Genomic DNA, 21,535 nt, shown 5'->3' with positions numbered 1-21,535 from the left:
GGCCCCACCCGCAAACCCCCACCCGCAAACCCCCACCCGCAAACCCCCACCCCCAGCCCCATAAGCCTCGCCCCACCCCCACCCCATAAGCTTCGCCCCAGCCCCCAGCCCCCAGCCCCCAGCCCCCAGCCCCCAGCCCCATAAGCCTCGCCCCAGCTCCCAGCCCCCACAAGCCTCACCTCCCCGCCCGAGGCCCCACCCTCAAGCTTCTACGAATCCCGCCCTCAACCCCTCAGACAGCCTCACCGTCGAGCTCCCAGAAGCCCCGCCTCCGCGCCCACCACTCTCCGCACAACAGCCTTTTGCGCTGCAACCTTTTGCACTACAACCCCGCACACTGCGATCGCTACGCACACCGTGTCTCCGTACACCGCTCGCCTACGTCCCCATGTGCCTGCGCGGACCCTAGACCTATGGGGACCTCAAGCCCAACACACTGCGAGCGCCCACACAGCACAGCCACAGCTTCCGCGCACAAAGGTCCTCCGCCCACCGCGATCCTTCACAGATCACGGGCACCTGCCCCTAGGCTCGCGCGCACCCACTGGGGAACTGTAAGAACATCGGTGTAACTCCTCTGACGTAGGAGGCCACTGCGCTGCGCTCTTTCGCGAGCTGCGAGCCCCTGCGGGACTCGTGCCTGCGGGACTCGGACCTGTGCGCCCTGCGGGACTCCGGGCCTGCGCGACCTCCGGGTCTCGGGACTGCGCGCCTTGCGGGACTCCGAGTCTGCGAGCCCTGCGGGTGTGTACGGGACCGTGTGTTTGCGTGCGCCGAGAGCCTCCGCGCTCTGAGATCCTCCGCAGACCGCAGACCGCAGACCGCAGACCGCAGACCGCAGGACTTCGGGCTCTGCGATTCTTCGTGTGGGCTGGTCTTCGTGGAGCGCTGTCCTTTCGCCATGCCAGTCGGTTCGGGGTGGAGCGCTTTCCTTTCGTCGTGACAGTGGGTTTGGGGTGGAGTGCTGTCCTGTCCTTTCGCCGTGGCAGTTGGTTCGGGGTGTGGGTGGGGTGGGCTCGGGGGCCGGGCTAGGCACTTTTGCCGCCGGCGGTGAGGGTTGTGCTGAGGAGGGTGGGTGCGGGTGGGTGTGGGGTGCTGAGGGGTGGGTTTTGGGGGCGGGAGGTTCGGGCGGTCCAGCGGCCGTCGTTGTGGTGGACCTGGATGGGGTGGGCGAAGGTCGTGGTGATGTTCTGGGTGGTGAGGGTTGAGGCGACGGGGCCGGAGGCCACGACGCGGCCTTCGGACAGCAGGAGGGCGTGGGTGGTCGAGGTCGGGAGTTCCTCCAGGTGGTGGGTGACCAGGACCGAGGCGAGGCTGGGGCGGGTCCCGGTGAGGACGTCGATCGTCTCGAGGAGTTGTTCGCGGGCGGCGACGTCGAGCCCGGTCGAGGGCTCGTCGAGCAGCAGCAACCGTGGTTCGCCGATGAGCGCGCGGGCGATGAGGGTACGGCCGCGCTCACCCTGCGACAGCGTGGGCCAGCGTTCCTCGGCCTTGCCGGAAAGGCCGAGGTCGGCGATCAGGGCATCGGCCTTCTTCAGGTCGGCTGGTTCCGGCCGCCAGCGTGGCGGCGTCTCGATCGTGCCGGTCAGCCCGGTCAGCACCACGTCGCGCACCCGCATCGGCGAGCGCAGCGGATGCCTGGGGTTCACATGCCCGATCATCCGGCGCAGCGCCTGGAGCTCCACGCGGCCGAGCCTTCCGCCGAGCACGTCCACGGTGCCCGAGGTCGGGTGGGTGACCGCGCCGCAGAAACCGAGGATCGTGCTCTTGCCCGCGCCGTTCGGGCCGAGGAGCGCCCAGTGCTCGCCTTCGGCGACGCGGAAGCCGACCCCGTGCAGGATCTCCTTTTCCACCCTGCGGTAGGTCACGTCCCGAAGCTCGAGGACGGTCTCACGGGTCTGCTGGGGGATCACTTGTACACCTCCTTGAGTCCGGTCAGATGGGCGCGGCTGAGTTCGGCGGCCCCCTGTGGATCGCGTCCCGCGATCGCCTCGGTGAGCGCCTCGTGCGCGGCGTGGTCGGCCTCTGGGGAGGCCGGTGGACGGGTGCGCATCATGTCGACCATCGAGGTCCGCACCCGTGGGACAAAACTGTCGAACAGCTCGATGAGCAGGTCGTTGTGCGCGGCGACGATCACACAGCGGTGGAACGCCATGTCGGCGTCCACATGGTCCTCCACCGAGCGCCCGGTGACGGCGCGTCCTGCGAGCGCACGGCGCACCGCCCGCAGGTCGTTCGGCGTGCGCCGTTCGGCGGCGAGCGCGGCGGCCTCGACCTCGATCGCGATCCTGGCCTCGAGGACCGAGGTCACCGACGTGCGCCGCAGCACCGCGTCCCAATCTTCGGTGACGTCGAGCGCGGTGACGAACACGCCGACGCCCTGCCGGGAGTCGAGCACGCCCTTTCCCGAGAGCTCGCGCACTGCCTCCCGGACCGTGGACCGGCCGACGCCGAGCTGCGCGGCGAGGGTCGTCTCTCCCGGCAGCCGATGCCCGAGCCCCCACTCGCCCGCGCGGATGCGGGCGAGCAGCGCCTCGGCGCCCTGAGCCGCGAGCGGATGCCGCTGTACCGGAGCTGTCATCGCTTTCCCCGCCTTTCGAGTGTGCCGCGTGTGACCGACGGTGATCACCATAACACTCGATGAGGAGAATGCAAAACCAGAATCAGCAGGTCACAAGCTCGAGCATCTCTGCTTGTCTGAGGACTTAGCGCGCTAAGGTTCAACAACAAGGCGCGGCCCCGGAAAGTCCGGGAGCCGCGCCTGTTCAGTAGATGGACCAAGCTCTCAGCCGACGAGCAGCGAGTCCTTGAGCTCCTTCAGCTCGGCCTTGCTGAGCCCGAGGCCCTTCTTCTCGTAGCCGGAGAAGGTCCCGAATGACTTCTTGACCTGGGCGAATCCGGCGTTCAGGTACTCGGCGCGGACGTCGAGAAGCGGCTTGTAGATCGCGGCCTGCGCCGGGGGCAGCGCGGCGAGGGCCGCCGCGTTGGCGGCGGCACGGTAGTCGTTGCTGGCCAGGTAGTCCGCCATGACCGTCGCGCGGGGGACGCCGAGGGCGGTGAGCAGCGAGGCGGCGGCCCAGCCCGTGCGGTCCTTGCCCGCCGTGCAATGGAAGAGCAGCGCCCGCGCGCGCTTGTCGGCGAGGCCGTCGAAAACCGTGCTCAGCGCCTTCTTCGCGGACGGGGACGTCACCATCGCCTTCTCGCCCTCGATCATGAGGTCGGCGGCGGCTTCCGGAGTCGTCGGCATGCCCGTGTAAGCGCCGCCTCCCGCCACGTCGGCGACGACGTAGCGGACGCCGGCGGGGAGCTTGTCCGGGGCGGCGGCGCGCTCGGCGTCCATGCGCAGGTCGTAGGCGACCTTGATGCCGAGCCGCTTGAGCTTGGCGAGGTCGGCGGACGTGAGCTTGTCGAGGGCGTCGGTGCGGTAGACCTTGCCCATCCTCACCCACTTGCCGTTCGTGGTGCGGTATCCGCCCACGTCGCGGAAGTTCACTGTCCCGTTGAGCTTGACGAGCCGGTCGGCCAGGCGCAGGGAGCCGCCGCGGTCGGGCACGAGTTCGAACCACTGCCGGTCGGCCTTGGGCAGCCCCTTGACCCGGACGGTCTCGGCGTTGTCGCCACGGGCCACGGTCCGTCCGGCGGCCTTGACGGCGACCCGCTTCACACCGGGCGCCTTCCACGTGATGGTGAAGGAACCGTCGTTGTTCGCCTTGACCGTCGCCTTGGTGAAGGGGATCCGCGCGGAGTGCTGCCCCTTCGTCTTGTGGTCGTGCGTGGGGTGCGGGGTGGCGGCGGCCCCGGTCGCGGCGGATCCCAGGAGCAGCGCGGCGGTCGCCGCCAGGGTCGAGACCGCTTTGACCGATGTCAGGTTGTTCATGACGGCAGACGTTCCTCCGCCGCGGTGAACGCGAGGGGAAAGCGCGCACCAACGAAAACGGAACGTTCCAGGACGCGGTGAGGAACTGGTGAGGCAGGGCGGATCCCGGCGGGCGGAGGGTTCTCGCTGATCTGTGCTTCGGCGGGGTCTGGCGTTTGAACGTGGCGAGCCGTGTGTGCCTGAAAGGTGGCTCCGCAGGTCGGCGCGTTGTGGGGGTTGCCGTTAGGGAAATGTTGTTTCCATGATTGGAACAGGGGGTGTCGCGTGTTGGTGAGGGAGACGTAAGATCGCGGCGTCGTCGTGGTTCTCGCGGTCGTCGCCCGCTCAGTGTCTCGGGTGGGGGCTTGGCGACGGGATCGCTTCCCCGTCTCGTTCCAGGAGTCGTCATGCGCAGGGCAGTCGTCACCGGAAGCACCAAGGGCATCGGCTTCGCTCTCGCCCGGGAACTGCTGCGGAGGGGGAACTCCGTTGTGGTGACCGGCCGTACTGAGGAGGCGGTCGCCGACGCCGTCGAAAGGCTGCGGCCGGATGTCGCTGACAAGGCCGAGGTCCACGGACACGCGGTGGACGTCACGGACGCGGAAGCGGTCGAGGGGCTTTGGCGGGCCGCGGTCGCCGCGCTCGGCGGCGTCGATCTGTGGATCAACAACGCGGGGGTCGCCCACACCACACGGCCTATCGTGGAGACAAAGCCGGACGAGGTCAGGGCGATGGTCTTCACCAACATGCTCGGCACCGTGTACGGCGCGCAGGTCGCGGTGCGGGGGATGCTCGCGTCAGGCGGCGGGCAGGTCTTCAACGTGCTCGGCGGCGGCAGCGACGGACGCGTCAGGCCGGGGATGGGCGTGTACTCCGCGACGAAGCGCGGCCTGGACTCCTTCACCCGCACGCTGGTCAAGGAGGTGTCGGGCACGGACGTACGGGTCAGCCAGATCCGGCCCGGCATCCTCATCACCGAAGGCTGGCTCAGGGAGGCCGCGGCCGCACCCGACCAGGTGACGAGCCAGCGCAAGGTCCTGAACATCCTGTGCGACCACGTTGACGAAGTCGCCCCGTATCTCGTGGACAAGGTGTTGGCGAGCGGCAAGAACGGCGACGCCATCGCGTGGCTGACGACCGGCCGGATGGCGCGCAAGTTTCTCGCGCCCAAGAAGCGCGACGTCCTAGCGCGCTACGATCTCTGACGTCCGGCGCGGCTTCGCGGTACAGGATCGATCGATCACCGATCGTTGCATCACTTTTGGTGATGAGTCCATTGCTCATTGGTGATGTTCTTGGCGCTGTGGGGCTACTGGTGAGAGTGGGGCCGGTGCGGCCACGATCTGTGGCATGGCGAACACGTTCCAGCGCGAAAAGATCCGCGGCGTCTTCACGGCGATGGACGCCGACGGAGACGGCGCGCTCACCGAGTCCGACTTCCAGGAGCTCGCCGCCCGATGGACGGCGGTCCGAGCCGACGGCGACCACGCGCGGCTGACCCGCGTCATGACCGGGTGGTGGTCGACGCTGCGCGCCGCAGCCGACGCCGACGGAGATGGCCGGGTCACCCTCGAGGAGGTCCTGGCGGTGGTCGACGTGCTGCCCACCATGCCGGAGGCGGTGAACGCGACGGCCGAGGCGATGTTCGAGACCGTTGACGCGAACGGCGACGGGCGCATCTCGCGTCAGGAGTACCGCACCCTCATCGAGGCGTGGACGGGTCGACCAACCGACACCGACCTCATCTTCCCCCGCCTCGACCTCGACGGGGACGGCTACCTGTCCCGCGCGGAGTTCCTGCTGTTGTGGCGTGACTTCTGGGCCGGCGAAACCCCAGGAACCCCGGGCGCCTGGCTCTTCGGCCTCTTCCCCACCGAGGCCACGCGCTTACCCCCAGGGGGCGAGGCCGCGCCGCCGCACGGGCTGCTGCCCGCCGCTCCGTCCAGCGACGGCCCACCCACCAGGAGGCGCGGCCTGCCCCGAGCACCGCCGTCTGAAAAGGCACCCTGACGCCGGACGCCCGGACCGACCCGTTGGAGACACACGACAAGGGCCTACCTGCTGAAAAGACACGACGGCGGCCGACCCAACGGAGAGAGGAGTTGAGGTTCGGAGGGGAGAGGAGCCGAGGCTGAGCTGGCCGACCTGCTAGAGAGACATGGCGGCCGATCCAGGGGAGAGAGGAGCTGAGGTTCGGCAGAGAGAAGAGTTGAGGCTGAGTTGGTCGATCTGCATGCGAGGCGCGGCGGGCTGGCGGAGCGCGATGGGGATCTTTGTGCTTGTGCGCGCGTCGGCGCGGCCTCGGAGGGGCTTCTGAGTGGGGGTGGTTGGTCGGGGTGCCCGACGCATCGAGTCTTCGCCTTGGCCCTCCCCACCCATCGGCCGAGGTCCCAACTGACTTAAGGGGGTGAAGGTGTTGGGGATGGGCTTGGGTGGGCGTTGGTGATGGGCCTTGGGGTGATGTCGGGGGTGGAGCGGGTGTTAGGGGGTGTGGGGGAGGGCGCCGTAGGCGGTGACGGAGAGGAAGCGGATGGGGAGTTGTTTGAGTTCGATGGGGCCGTGGGGGCCTTCGCCGTCGAACTGGAGGGAGTCGCCCGGGGACATCTCGTAGCGGGACGTGCCGTGGCCGTAGGTCATGACGCCGTCGAGCATGTAGAGGAATTCGGTGCCCGCGTGCTGGAAGAGCGGGAAGACCTCGCTGGCCTCGGTGAGGGTCACCAGCAGCGGCTCGATCCGCTTGTGCTCGCCGCGCAGGGAGCCGAGCTGCTCGTACAGGTGGCCGACGTTGCTGCCGCGCCGGACGATCCGCGCGCCGTGCCCGGCGGGGACGAACACGGCCTCGCGTTCGGCCTCGACGCCGCGGAACAGGGCGGTCACCGGGACTTCGAGCGCGTCCGCCAGCCGCGCCAGGGTCGACAGGCTGCACGACGTCTGCGCGTTCTCGATCTTCGAGAGCATCGCCTTCGACATCCCGGTCTGCTCGGCCAGCATCGCGAGCGAGACGCGCCTGTTCAACCGGTACTCGCGAACCCGAACCGCGATGATCTCCTCAAGCGACACCAGCCCAGGATAGGCCCCCCTCCCCGCCCCCGATCACCACCTCCGCACATCACCCCGCCCACCAACCCCCGCGAACCAAACGCCCCGCCCCGGTCGCATGCCCACCCAAACGCCCCCGACGTCATGCCCGCCCCGCGCCACGACCGCGTGCCCACCCAGCGACCCCGGCCGGGTACCCGCCCCGCCGCCACGAGCGTGTGCCCACCCAGCGACCCCGGCCGGGTACCCGCCCTGCCGCCGCGCGGGCGTGCCCGCCCCGCGGTCTCGGTCGCGTGTCGCCCAGCCGCCTCGATGTCATGCTCCCAGCGGCCTGGGGGCGTGCCCGCCCGGCTGCGCCGATGTCGTGCCCGCCGGGCTGCGCCGATGTCGTGTGCGCTCTGCCGCGCCGACGTCGTGTGCGCCCTGCGGTCTCGGTCGCGTGTCGCCCAACTGCCTCGGTCGCGTGCCGCCCAACCGCCTCGATGGCATGCTTCCAGCTGCCTGGGGGCGTGTCCGCCCTGCCGCCCCGACATCGTGCCCGCCCAGCTGCGCCGATGTCGTGTCCGCTCTGCATCGTGCCCGCCCAGCTGCGCCGATGTCGTGTCCGCTCTGCCGCGCCGACGTCGTGTGCGCCCTGCGGTCCCGGTCGTGTGCCGCCCAACCGTCTCGATGGCATGCTTCCAGCCGCCTGAGGGCGTGTCCGCCCGGCTGGGCCGACGTTGTGTCGGCCTGCCGTCGCGTGGGCGTGTGGATCTGGCTGGGCCGATGTCGTGTGCGCTCTGCCGCCGCGCGGGCGTGCCCGTCTGCGGTCCCGGTCGCGTGTCGCCCAGCCGCCTCGATGGCATGCTTCCAGCTGCCTGGGGGCGTGTCCGTCCGGCTGCGCCGACGTCGTGTGCGCCCGGCTGCGTTGATGTTGTGTCGGCCTGCCGCTGTGTGGGCGTGCGGATCCGGCTGGGCCGATGTTGTGTGCGCTCTGCCGCCGTGTGGGTGTGCGGGACTGGCTAAGCCGATGTTGTGTCGGCCTGCCGCAGTGAGGGCGCGCGGTGCCGGCTGGGCCGATGTTGTGTGTGCACTGCCGCCGCGTGGGGGTGTGGGCCTGGCTGGGCGATGTTGTGTCGGCCTGCTGTCGCGTGGGTGTGTGGATCCGGTTGCGCTGATGTTGTGTGCGGCCTGCCGCCGTGTGGGGGTGTGGGCCTGGCTGGGCCGGTGGGGAAGGCTTGGGCGGTGGGAGGGCGTGTTTGCCTGGCCGTGCTGGCGGGCGAGGGTCTGGGCGGGCCTATGGGTAAATGACTGGGCGGGCTGGTGGGTGGATGTGTGGGTGGGTGCGCGGGCTTGGTGGGGTGGGTCTGGAGGGTTGGGGGGTGGGGGGAGGGGGTGGGGGTTAGGGGGTGGGGTGGGGGGATTGTGGGGGGAAGAGGGTGGTTAGGGCGCGGATTATGGCGGTGCGGTGGGATTTGGGGGTGGGGTGGGGGGGGAGGGAGGCTAGTTCGGTTTGGTCTAGCCAGGTGTGGGCGATCTGGGAGACGAGGGCCATGATGTCCATGGGATCCCAGGTGGGGTCGAGGATGCCGTCTTGTTGGGCGCGGCGGAGGATGTCGAGTTTGTTGAGGAGGGCTTCGTGGTACGGGCCTGAGGTTGCGGGGGTGAGTTCCAGGCGGCCCCAGGCCAGGAAGCGGTGTTGGTCGGGGTGGGCGGTGAAGTAGTCGTAGAGCTGTGCCCCGTAGGCGGGCAGGTTCGCCGGGTCGAGGTGGATCGCGTCGGCCGCGGCGGCGAGTTCCAGGGACGCCACGTGCTCGTAGAGGGCTTCCTTGCTGCGGAAGTGGGCGTAGACCCGTTCCTTGCTGGTGCGCGCCGCCTTGGCGATCCGGTCGACGCGGGCGCCGGCGATCCCGTGCCGGGCGAACTCCGCGCGGGCGGCGGCGACGATCCGGTCGCGGGTGTCGGGGGCCATGCCGCCAAGGTTAGCTGACCGAACTGTTCGGTTTGACGGGATGGCCCCGCGCGATAGCCTGACCCCGAGGCGTACCGAACAGTTTGGTTCGCCCGGCGAAAGGGGATTCCGCCGTGCAGCAGCGAACTTTGGGCGGCCAGGGCCTTACGGTCTCCGCGATCGGCTACGGGGCGATGGGCCTGACCATGGCCTACGGCCCCGGCGACGAGGAGGCCGGCCTGGCCGCCGTCCGCCGCGCCTACGACCTCGGCGTCACGTTCTTCGACACCGCCGAGCTCTACGGACTCGGCACGGGCTCGAACGAGATCCTGATCGGCAAGGCGCTCAAGGACGTCCGCGACGACGTCGTCATCGCCACCAAGTTCGGCTTCGACCTGACCAAGGGGCAGCCGGGCAGCCGCGCCCTGAACAGCCGTCCCGACAACATCCGCAAGGTCGCCGACAACAGCCTGCGCTACCTGGGCGTCGACCAGATCGACGTGCTCTACCAGCACCGCGTCGACCCGGACGTGCCGATCGAGGACGTCGCGGGGACCGTCAAGGAGCTCATCGACGCGGGAAAGGTGAAGTACTTCGGCCTGTCCGAGGCGGGCCCGCAGACGATCCGCAGGGCGCACGCCGTCCAGCCCGTCTCGGTGCTCCAGACGGAGTACTCCCTGTTCGAGCGGGACGTCGAGCGGCTGTTCCCGGTCCTTCGCGAGCTGAATATCGGGTTCGTCGCCTACTCACCGCTCGGGCGAGGGTTCCTCACCGGCGCGGTCAAGCCGGCCGCCGACTACGACGCCACCGACATGCGCCACCAGATGGACCCGCGCTGGCAGCCCGGCAACTACGAGAAGAACGTCGAGGCGGTCGAGCGGCTCACCGAGTTCGCCGCTGCCAAGGACGCCACGGCCGCCCAGCTCGCCCTCGCCTGGCTGCTGGCCCAGGGCGACGACATCGTCCCCATTCCCGGCACCCGCAGCCCCCGCAGGATGGAGGAGAACGCCGCGGCGGCCGACCTCGTCCTCACCCCCGCCGACCTCGACGCGATCGCCGCGATCCTGCCCCACGGCGGCTTCGGCGCCCGCTATGCCCAGGTACCCGACTGGATCTGACCCGCGCGTGCGGCCACGCGCCACGGCGTGGCCGCACGCTCAGGAAGCCCGTTCGTGCAGGACGGCGCGGGCCCGGCCGAGGTCGAGTGGCGCTGTCGCGCGGGCGATGACGAGCGCGGCGACGGCGTTGCCGGTGAAGTTGACCAGGGCACGGCATTCGGACATGAACTTGTCGATGCCGAAGACCAGCATGATGCCCGCGGCGGGGACCGTGCCGAGGGTGGACAGGGTGGCGGCGAGGGCGATGAAGCCCGCGCCCGCGACGCCCGCCGCGCCCTTGGACGTCAGCAGCATCACCGCCAGGAGGCCGAGCTGGTCGGTGAGGGACAGCGGGGTGTCGGTGGCCTGGGCGATGTAGACGGTCGCGAGGGACAGGTAGATGGCGGCCCCGTCGAGGTTGAAGCTGTAACCGGTGGGGACCACGAGCCCGATCACGCCACGGTCGGCCCCCAGGAGGGTGAGCTTGCGCATCAGGCCGGGCAGCGCGGGCTCCGAGCTCGACGTGCCGAGGACGAGCAGCAGCTCTTCCCTGAGGTAGCGCAGCAGCCGGAAGATGTTCAGCCTGACGTACAGCGCGAGCACCCCGCCGAGGATCACCACGATGAACACCGCCGACGTCGCGTAGAACAGCGCGATCAGCGACCCGAGGCTGGCGAGCGTGCCGAGGCCGAACTGGCCTATCGCGTAGGCCATCGCGCCGAACGCGCCGAGCGGCGCGGCCCGCAGGACGAGGGCGAGGACCTTGAAGACGACCTCGGTCAGCCGCCGCACCCCGTCCACCAGCGGTTCCCCGACGGGTCCGACGGCCTTCAGCGCGATCCCGAACAGGACGGCGAGGAAGATGACCTGGAGGATGTTCCCGTCGACGAACGCGCCGAAGAAGCTCTCGGGCACCAGCCCGGCCAGGAACTCCCACCAGCGCTGCGACTCGCCCCCGTCGACGTAACGCTGCGCGGTCTCGCTCGCGGCGAGCTCCGACGGGTCGGCGTGCACGCCCTCGCCCACCCGGAACACGTTGACGGCGACGAGCCCGGTCAGCAGCGCGGCGAGGGTCCCCGCCTGGAAGTACGCGAGCGCCCTGACGCCGGTCTTCCCGACGGTCCGCAGGTCGGCGACGCCCGCGATGCCGCCGACGACGGTGAGGAAGACGATCGGCCCGATCAGCATTTTCATCGCCGCGAGGAACGTCGTCCCCACCGGCTCCATGGCCCTGCCGACCTCGGGCCACCGCCAGCCGACGACGATCCCGAAGACGACGGCGACGAGGACCTGCGCGTAGAGCTGCCGGTACCAGGGCGTCACCTCGCCGACGTGCTCGACACCCGGCGGCATCCGCACCGCTTGCCGCACCGCGCCTCCTCACTCGGACGGTGCGGACAACGCTGACCCCTCCCGCGCGCGGGGTCAAAGACCGACCTTCCCCGTCGGCCAAAGGTTTGCGAAGGCGCGGCGGCCCCCGGGGAGGCCGCCGCGCGGTGCGTCAGGCGACGGGGGCGAACCGCTCCTGCTCGTCCTCGTACTCGACGGCGGGACGCAGCCGCGCGCCCTCGACGTCGAGGTCGGGCAGGATCTTGTCGATCGGCTTCGGCAGCCACCAGGCGGCCTTGCCGAGCAGCGACATGACGGCGGGCACGAGCGTCATCCGGACGATGAACGCGTCGACGAAGACGCCGAACGCCAGCGCGAACCCGACTGACTTGATGATCGGGTCGGGCATCAGCATGAATCCGGCGAACACCGAGATCATGATGAGGGCGGCGGCGGTGACGACGCGGGCGTTGTGGCCGAGCCCGTTGATCGTGGCCTGCTGGGGTGTGTCGCCGTGGACGTAGTCCTCGCGCATCCGGGACACGAGGAACACCTCGTAGTCCATCGCGAGGCCGAACAGCAGCCCGATGAGCAGGACGGGCAGGAAGCTCACCAGCGGTCCCGGCACGTCGACGCCGACGAGCGAGGCCAGATGGCCCTCCTGGAAGACCGCGACGGTCACGCCGAACGTCGCGCCGACCGTCAGCAGGAAGCCCGCGGCGGCCTTGAGCGGCACGAGGATCGAGCGGAACACGAGCATCAGCAGCAGGACCGACAGGCCGATCACGAGCAGGAGGTAGATCGGCAGCGCGTCGGCGAGTTTCTCCGAGACGTCGATGCCGATGGCGGTGATGCCGGTGAGCGACACGTCCGCGAGGGAGATCGCGGTGACTTCGGCGCGGATCGACTCGACGAGGTCCTTGGTGGCCTCGTCCACGGGCCCGGTCGCCGGGATGACGGCCATGATCGCCGTGGTGCCCGCGGCGTTGACCTGCGGGGGAGTCACCGCGACGACGCCCTCGGTCCGCTGGATGATCGCCTCGGCCTGGCGGGCCGCGGCGTCGGTGGAGCGCTTGTCGGGGCCGGAGACGACGGCCATGAGCCGTCCGTTGAAGCCGGGGCCGAAGCCCTCGGCGGTGAGGTCGTAGGCCATGCGGACCGCGCTGTCCTTGGGCTGGCTGCCCGCGTCGGGCAGGTTGAGCCGCATGTCCTGGACGGGCAGCGCGAGCGCGCCGAGCCCGGCGACCGCCACGAGGATCACCGGGATCCGCGCCTTGGTGACCAGACGGCCCCAGCGGAACCCGAACGCCTCCTTCTCGACGGCCTTGCCGGCCCGCGCGGACCGGGGGAGCACCCGGTCGCCCGCGAACCCGAGGACCGCGGGGAGCAGCGTGAGCGCGACGACGACGGCGACCGCGACGGTCCCCGCCGCGGAAAGGCCCATCGCGGTGAGGAACGGAATCTGCACCACGGCGAGGCCCGCGAGGGCGATGACGACGGTCGCCCCGGCGAACACCACGGCCGATCCCGCGGTGCCGACGGCACGGCCCGCCGCCTCCACGCCGCTGTGGCCCTCGGCCAGCAGCTGTCGGTATCGGGAGGTGATGAACAGTGAGTAGTCGATGCCGACCGCGAGGCCGAGCATCAGCGCGAGGACCGGCGCCGTCTCGTTGAGGTCGATCACACTGGTGAGCGCGAACAGCCCGGCCATGCCCGCGCCGACGCCGACGAGCGCGTTGAGCAGCGTCATCCCCGCCGCGACGAGCGACCCGAACGTGATGATCAGCACGACCGCGGCGACCAGGACGCCGATGATCTCGGCGAGGCCGCCCTCCATCGACTCGGTCATGACGTCGCCGCCGTGCTCGACCCGCAGGCCGGGGGCGTCCGCGCCGGTGTGGGTGAACGCCTCGCGCTGCGCCTCGGTGATCTCGTGGATCTCACCCTCGAACTGCACCTGGACGAGCGCGTATCTGCCGTCGGGGGCGACCGAGCCCGAGGCGAACGGGTCGGCCGCGCCGAGGACGCCGGGGATCGCCGCGGCCTCACTGACGATGGGCTTGAGCTGGCGCGGGGTCAGCTTCTGTGAACCCTCCGACGCCACGACGATCGTGCCCGTCGCCCCGATGGCGGACGGGAACTCACGTTGCAGGGTCTCCATGGCCCGCTGGGACTCCGTGCCGGGGATCGACAGTTCGCCGCTCGTGGAGCCGGAGAACGCGGCGGCCGCGCCGCCGACCAGGGCGAGCAGCAGCAGCCAGAGGGCGACCACGCGCTTTCGTCGGTGAAAAGAGAACCGGCCGAGCCGGTAGAGCAAATTCGCCACCCCGATGACACCTTCCGCCTTAAAAGAGGTCTTTGGACCTCACTGTATTTGTCCGATCGGTCAGATCTGACCGATCGGACAAATACTGCGGAGTGAGCTGTGTCACCTGGGGCGGCGCGCTCAGGCCGGAGAGGCGGTCAGGGGAGCGGTCAGTGAAGCCGTCACCCCGCCGTCTACCAGCAGGTCAGTTCCCGAGATGAACCCCGAGTCGGGGCCGAGGAGGAACGCGGCGGCCGCCGCGATGTCCTCGGGCGTCCCGACCCGCCCGGCGTTGGAGCCGGCGATCATGGCGCGCATTCCCGCGCCGTGCTCGCCGTCGAGCTCCTGCGCGCCCATGGGCGTGGCGATCACCCCGGGGCTGATCGAGTTCACCCGCGCGCCCCTGCTTGCCCACAGCGTACTCGCTGCCTGGACCCGCAGGTAGTTGGCGTGTTTGGCGAACACGTAGGCGGATCCGCTGTTGCCGCGGAACCGCGCGGGATCGGTGAGCGGCAGCGTCAGCAGCTCGTCGGCCGGGGCCGTGGCGAGCGCCGCGACGTCCTCGGCGGCGAGTGGCGGCTGGTGCCTGCCCGCCATGCTGGAGATGACGATCCCCGCGCCGCCCCGCGCGACGACCGCGCCGAACTCGTCAAGGACGAGCGCGACGCCGAGCAGGTCGACCGCGAGGATCGCCGCGACCGGCGCCTGCACCGGCGACAGCCCCGCGGTGTGCACGACCTTGGTCACGTCGCCCAGGTCTGCGGCGGCCCCGGCCAGGGCCTTGACCGAATCGCGGGACGTGACGTCCACGATCTGGGATGTCACCCGCTGCCCCGCGCCGGACAGCCGCGCGGCTGCCGCGTCGAGGGCCCCGGGGTCGAAGTCGGCGAGCAGAAGGTGCGCGCCGGAGCCGACGCGGCGGGCGATCGCCTCGCCCATTCCTCCGGCGCCGATGACGAGGACGACTTGATCGGCCACGAAGCCCAACTCCTTAATTCCGACGTCTGTCGGTTTTCCAACAGGCGTCGGAATAATACCCTGGGAGGGTGACCGCACACCCCACAGTTAACCCACGCGCCCTGCGCAGCCGCGCCCGCCTTCAGGAGGCCCTGCTCGATCTCGTCGGCGAACGCGCCCTCGACCAGATCGGGGTGTCCGACGTCACCAAACGCGCCAACGTCAACCGCTCGACCTTCTACGAGCACTTCACCGACACCCACGACCTCGCCGCGCAGGCGTGCACGGCGCTGTTCGACGAGATCATCGCGGCCGCGCCCGTCCTCGGCCCCGGCTCGCCCCGGGAACTCCAGCGGCACAGCGGCGACCTCCTCGCCGACCTCTTCGCCAGGATCGGCGAGCGCGCCGACCTCTACCGCGCCCTGCTCGGCCCCACGGGCAGCGCCCGGGTGATCGACCACCTGCACCGGCGGCTCACCATCGCGATCCACGTCAACTTCACCGACCCCGCCGCGACGGACCACGGCGACGACCCCGCCGAGATCCCCGACGACCCGGCCGCCGCCCTCCTCGCCGGAACCCTCCTCAGCGCCGCCACGGACTGGCTCCGACGCGGCTGCCCCGAATCCCCCGCCCAGATGAGCGCCCGCCTCGGCCCCGTCCTGCGCGCCCTCCTCATCGGAGACCCCGCCGCCGACCGCCTCCTCGGCCCCCTGACACCCCCGGCAACCCCGCAAGCCCCGACGGCCCAGGAGGCGGAGGGAGCCGAAGAAGTTGAGGGTGTGGGGCGAGGGCTGGAGGTTCCTGTGTCGCTTATTCCGCAGCTTCAGGATGTGGTGTTGCCGTCGGGAGCGGGGTCGCAGGCTGTGCAGACGCCGCCTGAGCGGGGGGTGCACCGACGGCTGCGCAAGGGACGCGCCTCGCGCGGCGAGCTGCACGACCGGCTGCTTGAGGCGGCACAGCATCTGTTCGTGTCGCGCGGGTACCGGGGCACCTCGCTCCAGGACCTCGCGACCGAGGTCGGCTGCTCCAAGGCGTCGGTGCTCTACCACTTCGCCGACAAACAGGCGATCCTGCGCGAACTGCTCACCCCCGCCCTCGACGCGATCCGCGACCTCGCCGCCCGGCTCGCCGTCATCCCCGACGACAGGGTGCCCGAGGCCGCAGTCACCGGCTTCGTGGACATCACCCTGCGCTTCCGCAGTGAGGTCGGGCTGCTGCTCGCCGACGTCTCCGAGGCGACGGGTTGCTCGATGGACCTCGATCCGCTCGACCTCGGGGACCTGTTGATCGCCTCGCTCGCGGGCCGCTCGGCCGACCCGCAGGCGCGGATGCGCGCCTGGATGGCGCTCGGCACCGTCCTGATCGGCTGCGCCGCGACGTCCGAGCTGCCCATCCCGCCCGCCGAGGCACGCCAAACCCTGATCCGCACCGCCCTGCAGGTCCTCGCCGCCCCCTGACCGTCGGTCCGCCCCGGCGAAACCGGGGCGGACCGTCAGGCTCCTGCGGGGTCGCGCGCCGTGCTGCCTGTGGCGTTGGCGCGGGACCGTCAGGCTTGCGCGGGGTCGGGGGTGGGGTTGGGGGAGTTGGTTCCTGCGATGTAGTGGGTGGCGCGGAGGGTGAGGGCGGCGAAGGCGATGAGGCAGACCGCGGCGATCCAGAGGGCGGGGGCGAGGGTGGAGCCGGTTGCCGCGACGAGGACCGCGGCGACGAACGGTGCGATGCCGCTGCCGAAGACCGTTCCGATGTTCTGGCCGAAGTTCGCGCCGGTGTAGCGCACCCGCGCGGGAAAGAGTTCGGCGATGTAGCTGAACGCGGGGGCCTGGACGAGCGCGCCGAGGATCCCGAACGAGCCAATGACGAGGACGAGCTGAAGGACCCCGTTCGCGCTCGAGATGAAGTGCAGGACGGGGAGCGACACCACGAGGTACCCGATCAGGACCCCGACGAGGACGCGGCGCTGGCCGAACCTGTCGGACAGCCGTCCCGCCACGGGTGACAGCAACGCGATCGGAAGGCCCATCAACGCCGACGCCGCGAAGACCTGTTCGCCGGGGATGCCGCGTTCGCCGACGAGGTAGGAGTTGAACCAGATCGCGGTGTTGGGCGCGCCGTTGGCGGCCATCGCGATGCCGCCCGCGATGAGCAGGTTGCGGCGGTGCGTCCGGAAGATCTCGCGCAGCGGCGTCTTGACGACCTCACGCTGCGCGGCGATCTCGGCGAACTCGGGGGAGTCGTCAAGACGCGACCGGATGATCAGCGCGAAGACCGTGAGCGGCGCGGCGACCAGGAAGGCGATCCGCCAGCCGTAGGACGTCATCGCCTCGCCGCCGAGCGTGCCGGCGAGGATCGCGGCGACGACCGAGCTGACGGTCCCGCCCGCGAGCGCGCCCATCGGCGTCAGCGACGCCATGAACACGCGCCGCGAGCGCGGCACCGACTCAAGCACGTAGGTGATCGAGCCGAGCATCTCGCTACCGGCCGAGATGCCCTGGCCGAGCCGCAGCAGCACGAGCAGGATCGGCGCGGCGATCCCGAGCGTCTCGTAGGTCGGGAGCAGCGCGACGAGCGTGCTGCACACGCCCATGAGCACGACGCTGGCGACCAGGGCGTGCCTGCGGCCGATCCGGTCGCCGATCCTGCCGAAGATGATCCCGCCGACGGGCCTGGCGACGAAGCCCGCGCCGAAGACGGCGAGGCCGGTGAGCAGGGACGTCGAGGGGTCGTCGGCCGGGAAGAACAGCGGCGAGAAGTAGACGGTCAGGATGCCGTAGAGGGCGAAGTCGTAGTACTCGATGAAGGTGCCGACGAACCCGGCGAGCGCGGCCTTGCGGGCCGCCGGGGGCAGGGGTTCACGGGGGATGGACGGGTCACGTCGCATGGGGGGTCTCCCGAAGAGATGGCAGGCGTGATCGCCTAGCCGGGTGGGGGGTCTGTCGGGACGATCCCGCCGAGGCAGCTCCGGTGGCTCGGCTGATAGATCGAGAGATATAAATCTAAAGAACGATGCTGACGGTTTGTCAAGGCCCAGGGCCCGGCTCCGGTTGCCGCCTTGATCGGCCGCTCGGCGGGTGGATTGGCCGTTGCATTACCCGGGGTCCATGCGCAATGATGCGATAGATGCCTAAATATCGAATTATCCCGCCGAGGGGCGGGACGGTCCGGAGCGCCGCATGAGACTTGCACTGCACATCAATGATTACGCGAGCTTCGGCGAGCCCCGCCAGATGGCCGGAGCGTTGAGCCGCGTCGCGCGGAGCGCGGAGGACGCCGGGTTCAGCAGGCTCAGCCTGACCGACCACGTGTGGCAGATCAGCCTGATCGGCGAAGAGTACGAGCCGATGCTCGAGGCGTACACCGCGCTCGGCTTCCTCGCCGGACAGACCCGGACGATCGAGCTCCAGACGCTGGTGACCGCCGCGACCTACCGGGCCCCCGGCCTGCTCGCGAAGATCGTCACCACGCTCGACGTGCTCTCCGAGGGACGCGCCTGGCTCGGCGTCGGCGCGGGCTGGAACGACGAGGAGGCCCAGGGGCTCGGCCTCCCGTTCGCCGGGCAGACCGAGCGCTTCGCCCGGCTTGAACAGACCCTCCAGATCTGCCTGCAGATGTGGAGCGGAAGTCGCGAGCCCTACGTCAGCGAGCACTACCAGCTGGCCAGCACGCTGAACTCCCCGCAGGCCGTCAGCGCGCCGAGGCCGCGCGTCCTGGTCGGCGGCGGCGGCGAACGCACCACCCTGCGGATCGCCGCCAAGTACGCCGACGCCTTCAACGTGTTCGGCGGCCCCGACGCGGGGCAGAAGATCGTCCGGCTGCGCGAGCACTGCGAGCGGATCGGCAGGGACCACACCGAGATCGAGAAGACCGCGGTGCTGCCCGTCGCCGTCGACGAGCCCGGCGCGACCGACCTTCTGCTCGAGGAACTGCGCAGGCTGCACGACCTCGGTTTCACCACCGTCTACTGCGCGGTCCCCGCCGTGGCGTCCCTTGCCCCGCTGGAGACGCTCGGCGCGAAGGTCATCCCCGAGATCACCCGGTGGTGACGGCCGCCCGCACCGGGCGGACCGGCGTACATCCCCCCACCGGACTCCGAGAGAGGAAACACAGTTGAACGTCGAAGACCTGATCCTCGTCAGCATCGACGACCACGTGGTCGAGCCGCGCGACATGTTCGACAGGCACGTCCCGGCCAAGTACAAGGACGACGCGCCCAAGTCGATCATGGACGAGAACGGCTACGAGAAGTGGTGGTTCCAGGGCATCCCCAGCGTGTCGAGCAGCCTCAACGCCGTCGTGGGGTGGCCGAACGAGGAGTGGGGCATGAACCCCTCAACGTTCGCCGAGATGCGGCCCGGCAGCTACGACGTCCATGAGCGGGTGCGGGACATGAACCGCAACGGCATCCTGGCGTCGATGTGCTTCCCGTCGTTCGCCGGGTTCAGCGCGCGCTTCTTCCAGGAGGCGAAGGACAAGGACCTCGCCCTCATCATGCTGAAGGCGTACAACGACTGGCACATCGACGAGTGGGCCGCCAGCTACCCCGGCAGGTTCATCCCGATCGCGCTCGGCCCGGTCTGGCACCCCGAGGAGCTGGCCAAGGAGGTCCGCCGCGTCGCCGCCAAGGGCGTCAAGGCGGTCACCATGCCCGAGCTGCCGCACATCCAGGGCCTGCCGAGCTACCACGACCTCGAGTACTGGGACCCGTTCTTCCGCGCGGTGTCCGAGACCGGCGTCGTGATGTGCCTGCACATCGGCCAGGGCTTCGGCGCGATCAACGGCGCGCCCGGCGCGCCGATCGACAACATGATCATCCTGGCCACCCAGGTCTCCACGTTCGCCGCGCAGGACCTGCTGTGGGGCGGCGCGATGACCAAGTACCCCGACCTGAAGATCGCCTGGTCGGAGGCGGGCATCGGCTGGATCCCGTTCTACCTCGACCGCTGCGACCGGCACTACACCAACCAGCGCTGGCTGGGCCACGACTTCGGCGGCAAGCTCCCGAGCGACATCTTCCGCGAGCACTCGCTGGCCTGCTACGTCACCGACCCGACCGCGCTGAAGGTCCGCCACGACATCGGCATCGAGATGATCGCGTGGGAGTGCGACTACCCGCACTCGGACTCGATCTGGCCCGAGGCGCCGGAGTTCGTCCTTGCCGAGATGGAGGGCTCGGGCGTGCCCGACCACGAGATCAACATGATCACGTGGCAGAACACCTGCCGGTTCTTCGACATCGACCCGTTCCAGCACATCGCCAAGGAGGACGCCACGGTCGGCGCCCTGCGGGCCCTGTCGCCGGACGTCGACACCGAGGTGCGCTCCAAGCACGAGTGGCGTCGCCTGTACGAGCTCAACCACTCCGCCTGAACGCGGGGACGTGGGGGGGGGGGGGGGGCGCCGGCGCGGCGGCGCGCCCCCCCCCCCCCGCCCCACCGCCGCCCCCCGCCCCCCCCCCCCCCCCCCCCCCCCGCGCCCCGGGGGGGGGGGGGGGGGCCCCGCGCCCCCCGGGGCCCCCCCCCCTACACACGTGACGGGGACCGAATGACGACGCGGCCCCCGTCACGGCTCACAGGGCGAAGGAGTAGCCGCCGTTCATCGGGTAGGTCTGCCCGGTCACCCAGCCGCCGTCCGGGCCGGACAGGAACGCCACCATCGCGGCGACCTCGCCCGGCCGTCCCGAGCGGCGGATCACATACCGGCCGACGGACTGGGCGAGCTCGGGCGCGTCGGGCTCGCCCTCGGCCCGGTCGGGCCCGACGGTCCCGAGGGAGACGCAGTTGACGGTCACGCCGTGCCTGCCGACCTCCCTGGCGAGCGCGCGGCTGAACCCGGCGGCTCCTGCCTTGGCCGCCGAGTACGCGGCCATCGTCGGCTCGCCGAGCCTGCCCGCGTCGGAGATGATCGTGACGACCCTGCCCCATGACCGCTCGACCATCGCGGGCACGAACGCGCGGGCGGTGTGCATCACCCCGTACAGGTTGACCTTGAGGAAGCCGTCCCAGTCGGCGGGGTCGGTGGCGGTGAACCAGGCGAAGTCGTCGCGGGTGGGCCCGGCGGGTCGGCCGGCGTTGCCCGCGTTGTTGACCAGGACGTCGACGGGTCCGAGTGCCGCCGCGGCCGCCGTGACCGAACCGAAGTCGGTCACGTCGAAGACCGCCGCGGACGCCTTCCCCCCGGCCGCCTGGATCTCGCCGACGACGGCGTCGGCCCGCCCGGCGTCGAGATCGTTGACCAGCACCTCCGCGCCCCGGAGCGCGAGCTCGCGCGCGATCACCCGCCCGAGGCGCTGGCCCGCGCCCGTCACCAGGACGCGTCGTCCGGCGTGCGTCTGCTCTGCGGTCATGGCAAACCTCCTACGAAATTTCTATATCTATCAATCTATACAGTACGATCAGCTCGTACAGCACGTCTCGCCCTGCGCTCCGGCCACCCCGAGAAGGGAGCGGGAAGCGCAGGGGAGAAGGAAAGGGACACAAGGGCACATGAGCGAAAGCGAACCGAGCCTCATCCGGCCCGACATGCTGGAGATCGTCGGCAGGCCCTACCGCCGGCAGGTCTCCTATCCCGTCGGCGCGTCCGACATCCGCCGCTGGGCCGCGGCGGTCTACTTCCCGGCCGCGCCGCCCGAGCGCTACACCGACCCGCGCGCCGAGCGCGACCTCGTCGCGCCGCTCGACTTCAACCCGTTCGCCTGGGGCTCCGCGGAGGTCGCCGGGACCGGCGTGGAGATCGACCTCGACGCGTCATACCGCAGCTCGGGCGCGATGGAGCACTTCCTCGGCGTCACGCCGCCCGAGCTCAAGCGCGCGCTCAACGGGGGCGTCTCGGCGGACTACACCGGCGTGCCCATCCGTCCGGGAGACATCATCACCTCCGCGTCGGCGGTCTCCGGGTACTCCCAGCGCACCGGCCGCCTCGGGCCGATGCTGATGACCGACGTCGCCACCACCTGGACCAACCAGGACGGCGCGGAGGTCAAGACCCAACGCATGACCCTCATCCGCTACTGACCTCCGGGAGGA

Annotated in this window: 17 protein-coding genes; 7 read left to right on the top strand and 10 right to left on the bottom strand. The window is 70.4% G+C overall.

The annotated features are described in order from the left end of the window. Positions 1 to 1,028: 1,028 nt before the first annotated feature. The 3 genes from R9X44_RS20545 to R9X44_RS20535 all read right to left on the bottom strand — a co-directional run bounded on the left by R9X44_RS20545 (position 1,029) and on the right by R9X44_RS20535 (position 3,877). Positions 1,029 to 1,913: an ABC transporter ATP-binding protein gene (locus R9X44_RS20545; protein ID WP_413774966.1), complete on the bottom strand. Its 885-nt coding sequence runs from the start codon at positions 1,911 to 1,913 to the stop codon at positions 1,029 to 1,031. Beyond that, on the bottom strand, positions 1,910 to 2,581 hold the full coding sequence (locus R9X44_RS20540; RefSeq protein WP_319815839.1) for a FadR/GntR family transcriptional regulator: 672 nt from the start codon (positions 2,579 to 2,581) through the stop codon (positions 1,910 to 1,912). The genes R9X44_RS20545 and R9X44_RS20540 overlap by 4 nt, the downstream gene beginning before the upstream one ends. 204 nt (positions 2,582 to 2,785) lie before the next feature. Continuing rightward, on the bottom strand, positions 2,786 to 3,877 hold the full coding sequence (locus tag R9X44_RS20535) for a tyrosine-protein phosphatase (protein WP_319815838.1): 1,092 nt from the start codon (positions 3,875 to 3,877) through the stop codon (positions 2,786 to 2,788). A gap of 386 nt (positions 3,878 to 4,263) precedes the next feature. Here R9X44_RS20535 and R9X44_RS20530 point away from each other — a divergent pair, with 386 nt between their 5' ends. Both R9X44_RS20530 and R9X44_RS20525 read left to right on the top strand, forming a co-directional pair. Further along, on the top strand, positions 4,264 to 5,061 hold the full coding sequence (locus R9X44_RS20530; protein WP_319815837.1) for an SDR family oxidoreductase: 798 nt from the start codon (positions 4,264 to 4,266) through the stop codon (positions 5,059 to 5,061). Between the two features lie 145 nt (positions 5,062 to 5,206). Next, positions 5,207 to 5,866 carry an EF-hand domain-containing protein gene (locus R9X44_RS20525; protein WP_319815836.1) on the top strand — a complete coding sequence of 220 codons (660 nt, stop codon included), beginning with the start codon at positions 5,207 to 5,209 and terminating at the stop codon, positions 5,864 to 5,866. 471 nt (positions 5,867 to 6,337) lie between these two features. Here R9X44_RS20525 and R9X44_RS20520 read toward each other — a convergent pair whose 3' ends face one another. Both R9X44_RS20520 and R9X44_RS20515 read right to left on the bottom strand, forming a co-directional pair. Then, positions 6,338 to 6,916 (bottom strand): XRE family transcriptional regulator, encoded by a 579-nt coding sequence (locus R9X44_RS20520; protein WP_319815835.1) that lies wholly within the window; start codon positions 6,914 to 6,916, stop codon positions 6,338 to 6,340. Positions 6,917 to 8,276: 1,360 nt separating this feature from the next. Then, complete coding sequence (locus tag R9X44_RS20515) at positions 8,277 to 8,846, bottom strand: TetR family transcriptional regulator (protein ID WP_319815834.1); 570 nt, start codon at positions 8,844 to 8,846, stop codon at positions 8,277 to 8,279. Between the two features lie 113 nt (positions 8,847 to 8,959). Between R9X44_RS20515 and R9X44_RS20510 the strand changes: the two genes are divergently transcribed. After that, positions 8,960 to 9,943, top strand: coding sequence for an aldo/keto reductase (locus R9X44_RS20510; RefSeq protein ID WP_319815833.1), 984 nt, complete (start codon positions 8,960 to 8,962; stop codon positions 9,941 to 9,943). Between the two features lie 39 nt (positions 9,944 to 9,982). Here the strand turns inward: R9X44_RS20510 and dctA are convergent, their stop codons facing one another. From dctA to R9X44_RS20495, 3 genes are all read right to left on the bottom strand, one after another. Then, a complete protein-coding gene (gene dctA / locus R9X44_RS20505; RefSeq protein ID WP_319815832.1) occupies positions 9,983 to 11,293 on the bottom strand; it encodes a C4-dicarboxylate transporter DctA in 1,311 nt (436 codons plus the stop codon). Positions 11,294 to 11,423: 130 nt separating this feature from the next. Continuing rightward, positions 11,424 to 13,577, bottom strand: coding sequence for an MMPL family transporter (locus R9X44_RS20500; protein WP_319815831.1), 2,154 nt, complete (start codon positions 13,575 to 13,577; stop codon positions 11,424 to 11,426). 120 nt (positions 13,578 to 13,697) lie between these two features. Then, positions 13,698 to 14,534 (bottom strand): SDR family oxidoreductase, encoded by an 837-nt coding sequence (locus R9X44_RS20495; RefSeq protein ID WP_319815830.1) that lies wholly within the window; start codon positions 14,532 to 14,534, stop codon positions 13,698 to 13,700. A 68-nt stretch (positions 14,535 to 14,602) separates the two neighbouring features. On the opposite strand from R9X44_RS20495, the gene R9X44_RS20490 reads away from it, so the two are divergent. After that, on the top strand, positions 14,603 to 15,973 hold the full coding sequence (locus R9X44_RS20490) for a TetR/AcrR family transcriptional regulator (RefSeq protein ID WP_319815829.1): 1,371 nt from the start codon (positions 14,603 to 14,605) through the stop codon (positions 15,971 to 15,973). Positions 15,974 to 16,062: 89 nt separating this feature from the next. Here R9X44_RS20490 and R9X44_RS20485 read toward each other — a convergent pair whose 3' ends face one another. Beyond that, on the bottom strand, positions 16,063 to 17,394 hold the full coding sequence (locus tag R9X44_RS20485) for an MFS transporter (protein ID WP_319815828.1): 1,332 nt from the start codon (positions 17,392 to 17,394) through the stop codon (positions 16,063 to 16,065). 292 nt (positions 17,395 to 17,686) lie between these two features. On the opposite strand from R9X44_RS20485, the gene R9X44_RS20480 reads away from it, so the two are divergent. Then, positions 17,687 to 18,556: an LLM class F420-dependent oxidoreductase gene (locus R9X44_RS20480; RefSeq protein WP_319815827.1), complete on the top strand. Its 870-nt coding sequence runs from the start codon at positions 17,687 to 17,689 to the stop codon at positions 18,554 to 18,556. Between the two features lie 64 nt (positions 18,557 to 18,620). Further along, on the top strand, positions 18,621 to 19,880 hold the full coding sequence (locus R9X44_RS20475) for an amidohydrolase family protein (RefSeq protein ID WP_319815826.1): 1,260 nt from the start codon (positions 18,621 to 18,623) through the stop codon (positions 19,878 to 19,880). Positions 19,881 to 20,079: 199 nt separating this feature from the next. On the opposite strand, the gene R9X44_RS20470 is transcribed toward R9X44_RS20475, so the two are convergent. Beyond that, positions 20,080 to 20,856, bottom strand: coding sequence for an SDR family NAD(P)-dependent oxidoreductase (locus tag R9X44_RS20470; protein ID WP_319815825.1), 777 nt, complete (start codon positions 20,854 to 20,856; stop codon positions 20,080 to 20,082). A gap of 139 nt (positions 20,857 to 20,995) precedes the next feature. On the opposite strand from R9X44_RS20470, the gene R9X44_RS20465 reads away from it, so the two are divergent. Further along, a complete protein-coding gene (locus tag R9X44_RS20465; protein WP_319815824.1) occupies positions 20,996 to 21,523 on the top strand; it encodes a MaoC family dehydratase N-terminal domain-containing protein in 528 nt (175 codons plus the stop codon). Positions 21,524 to 21,535: the final 12 nt, after the last annotated feature.

Origin of the sequence: Actinocorallia sp. A-T 12471, assembly GCF_033875155.1 — a bacterium.
Lineage (GTDB): Bacteria > Actinomycetota > Actinomycetes > Streptosporangiales > Streptosporangiaceae > Actinocorallia.
The sequence above is the reverse complement of the archived record's forward strand: the minus strand, read 5'-3'. Positions and strand labels throughout refer to the sequence as shown.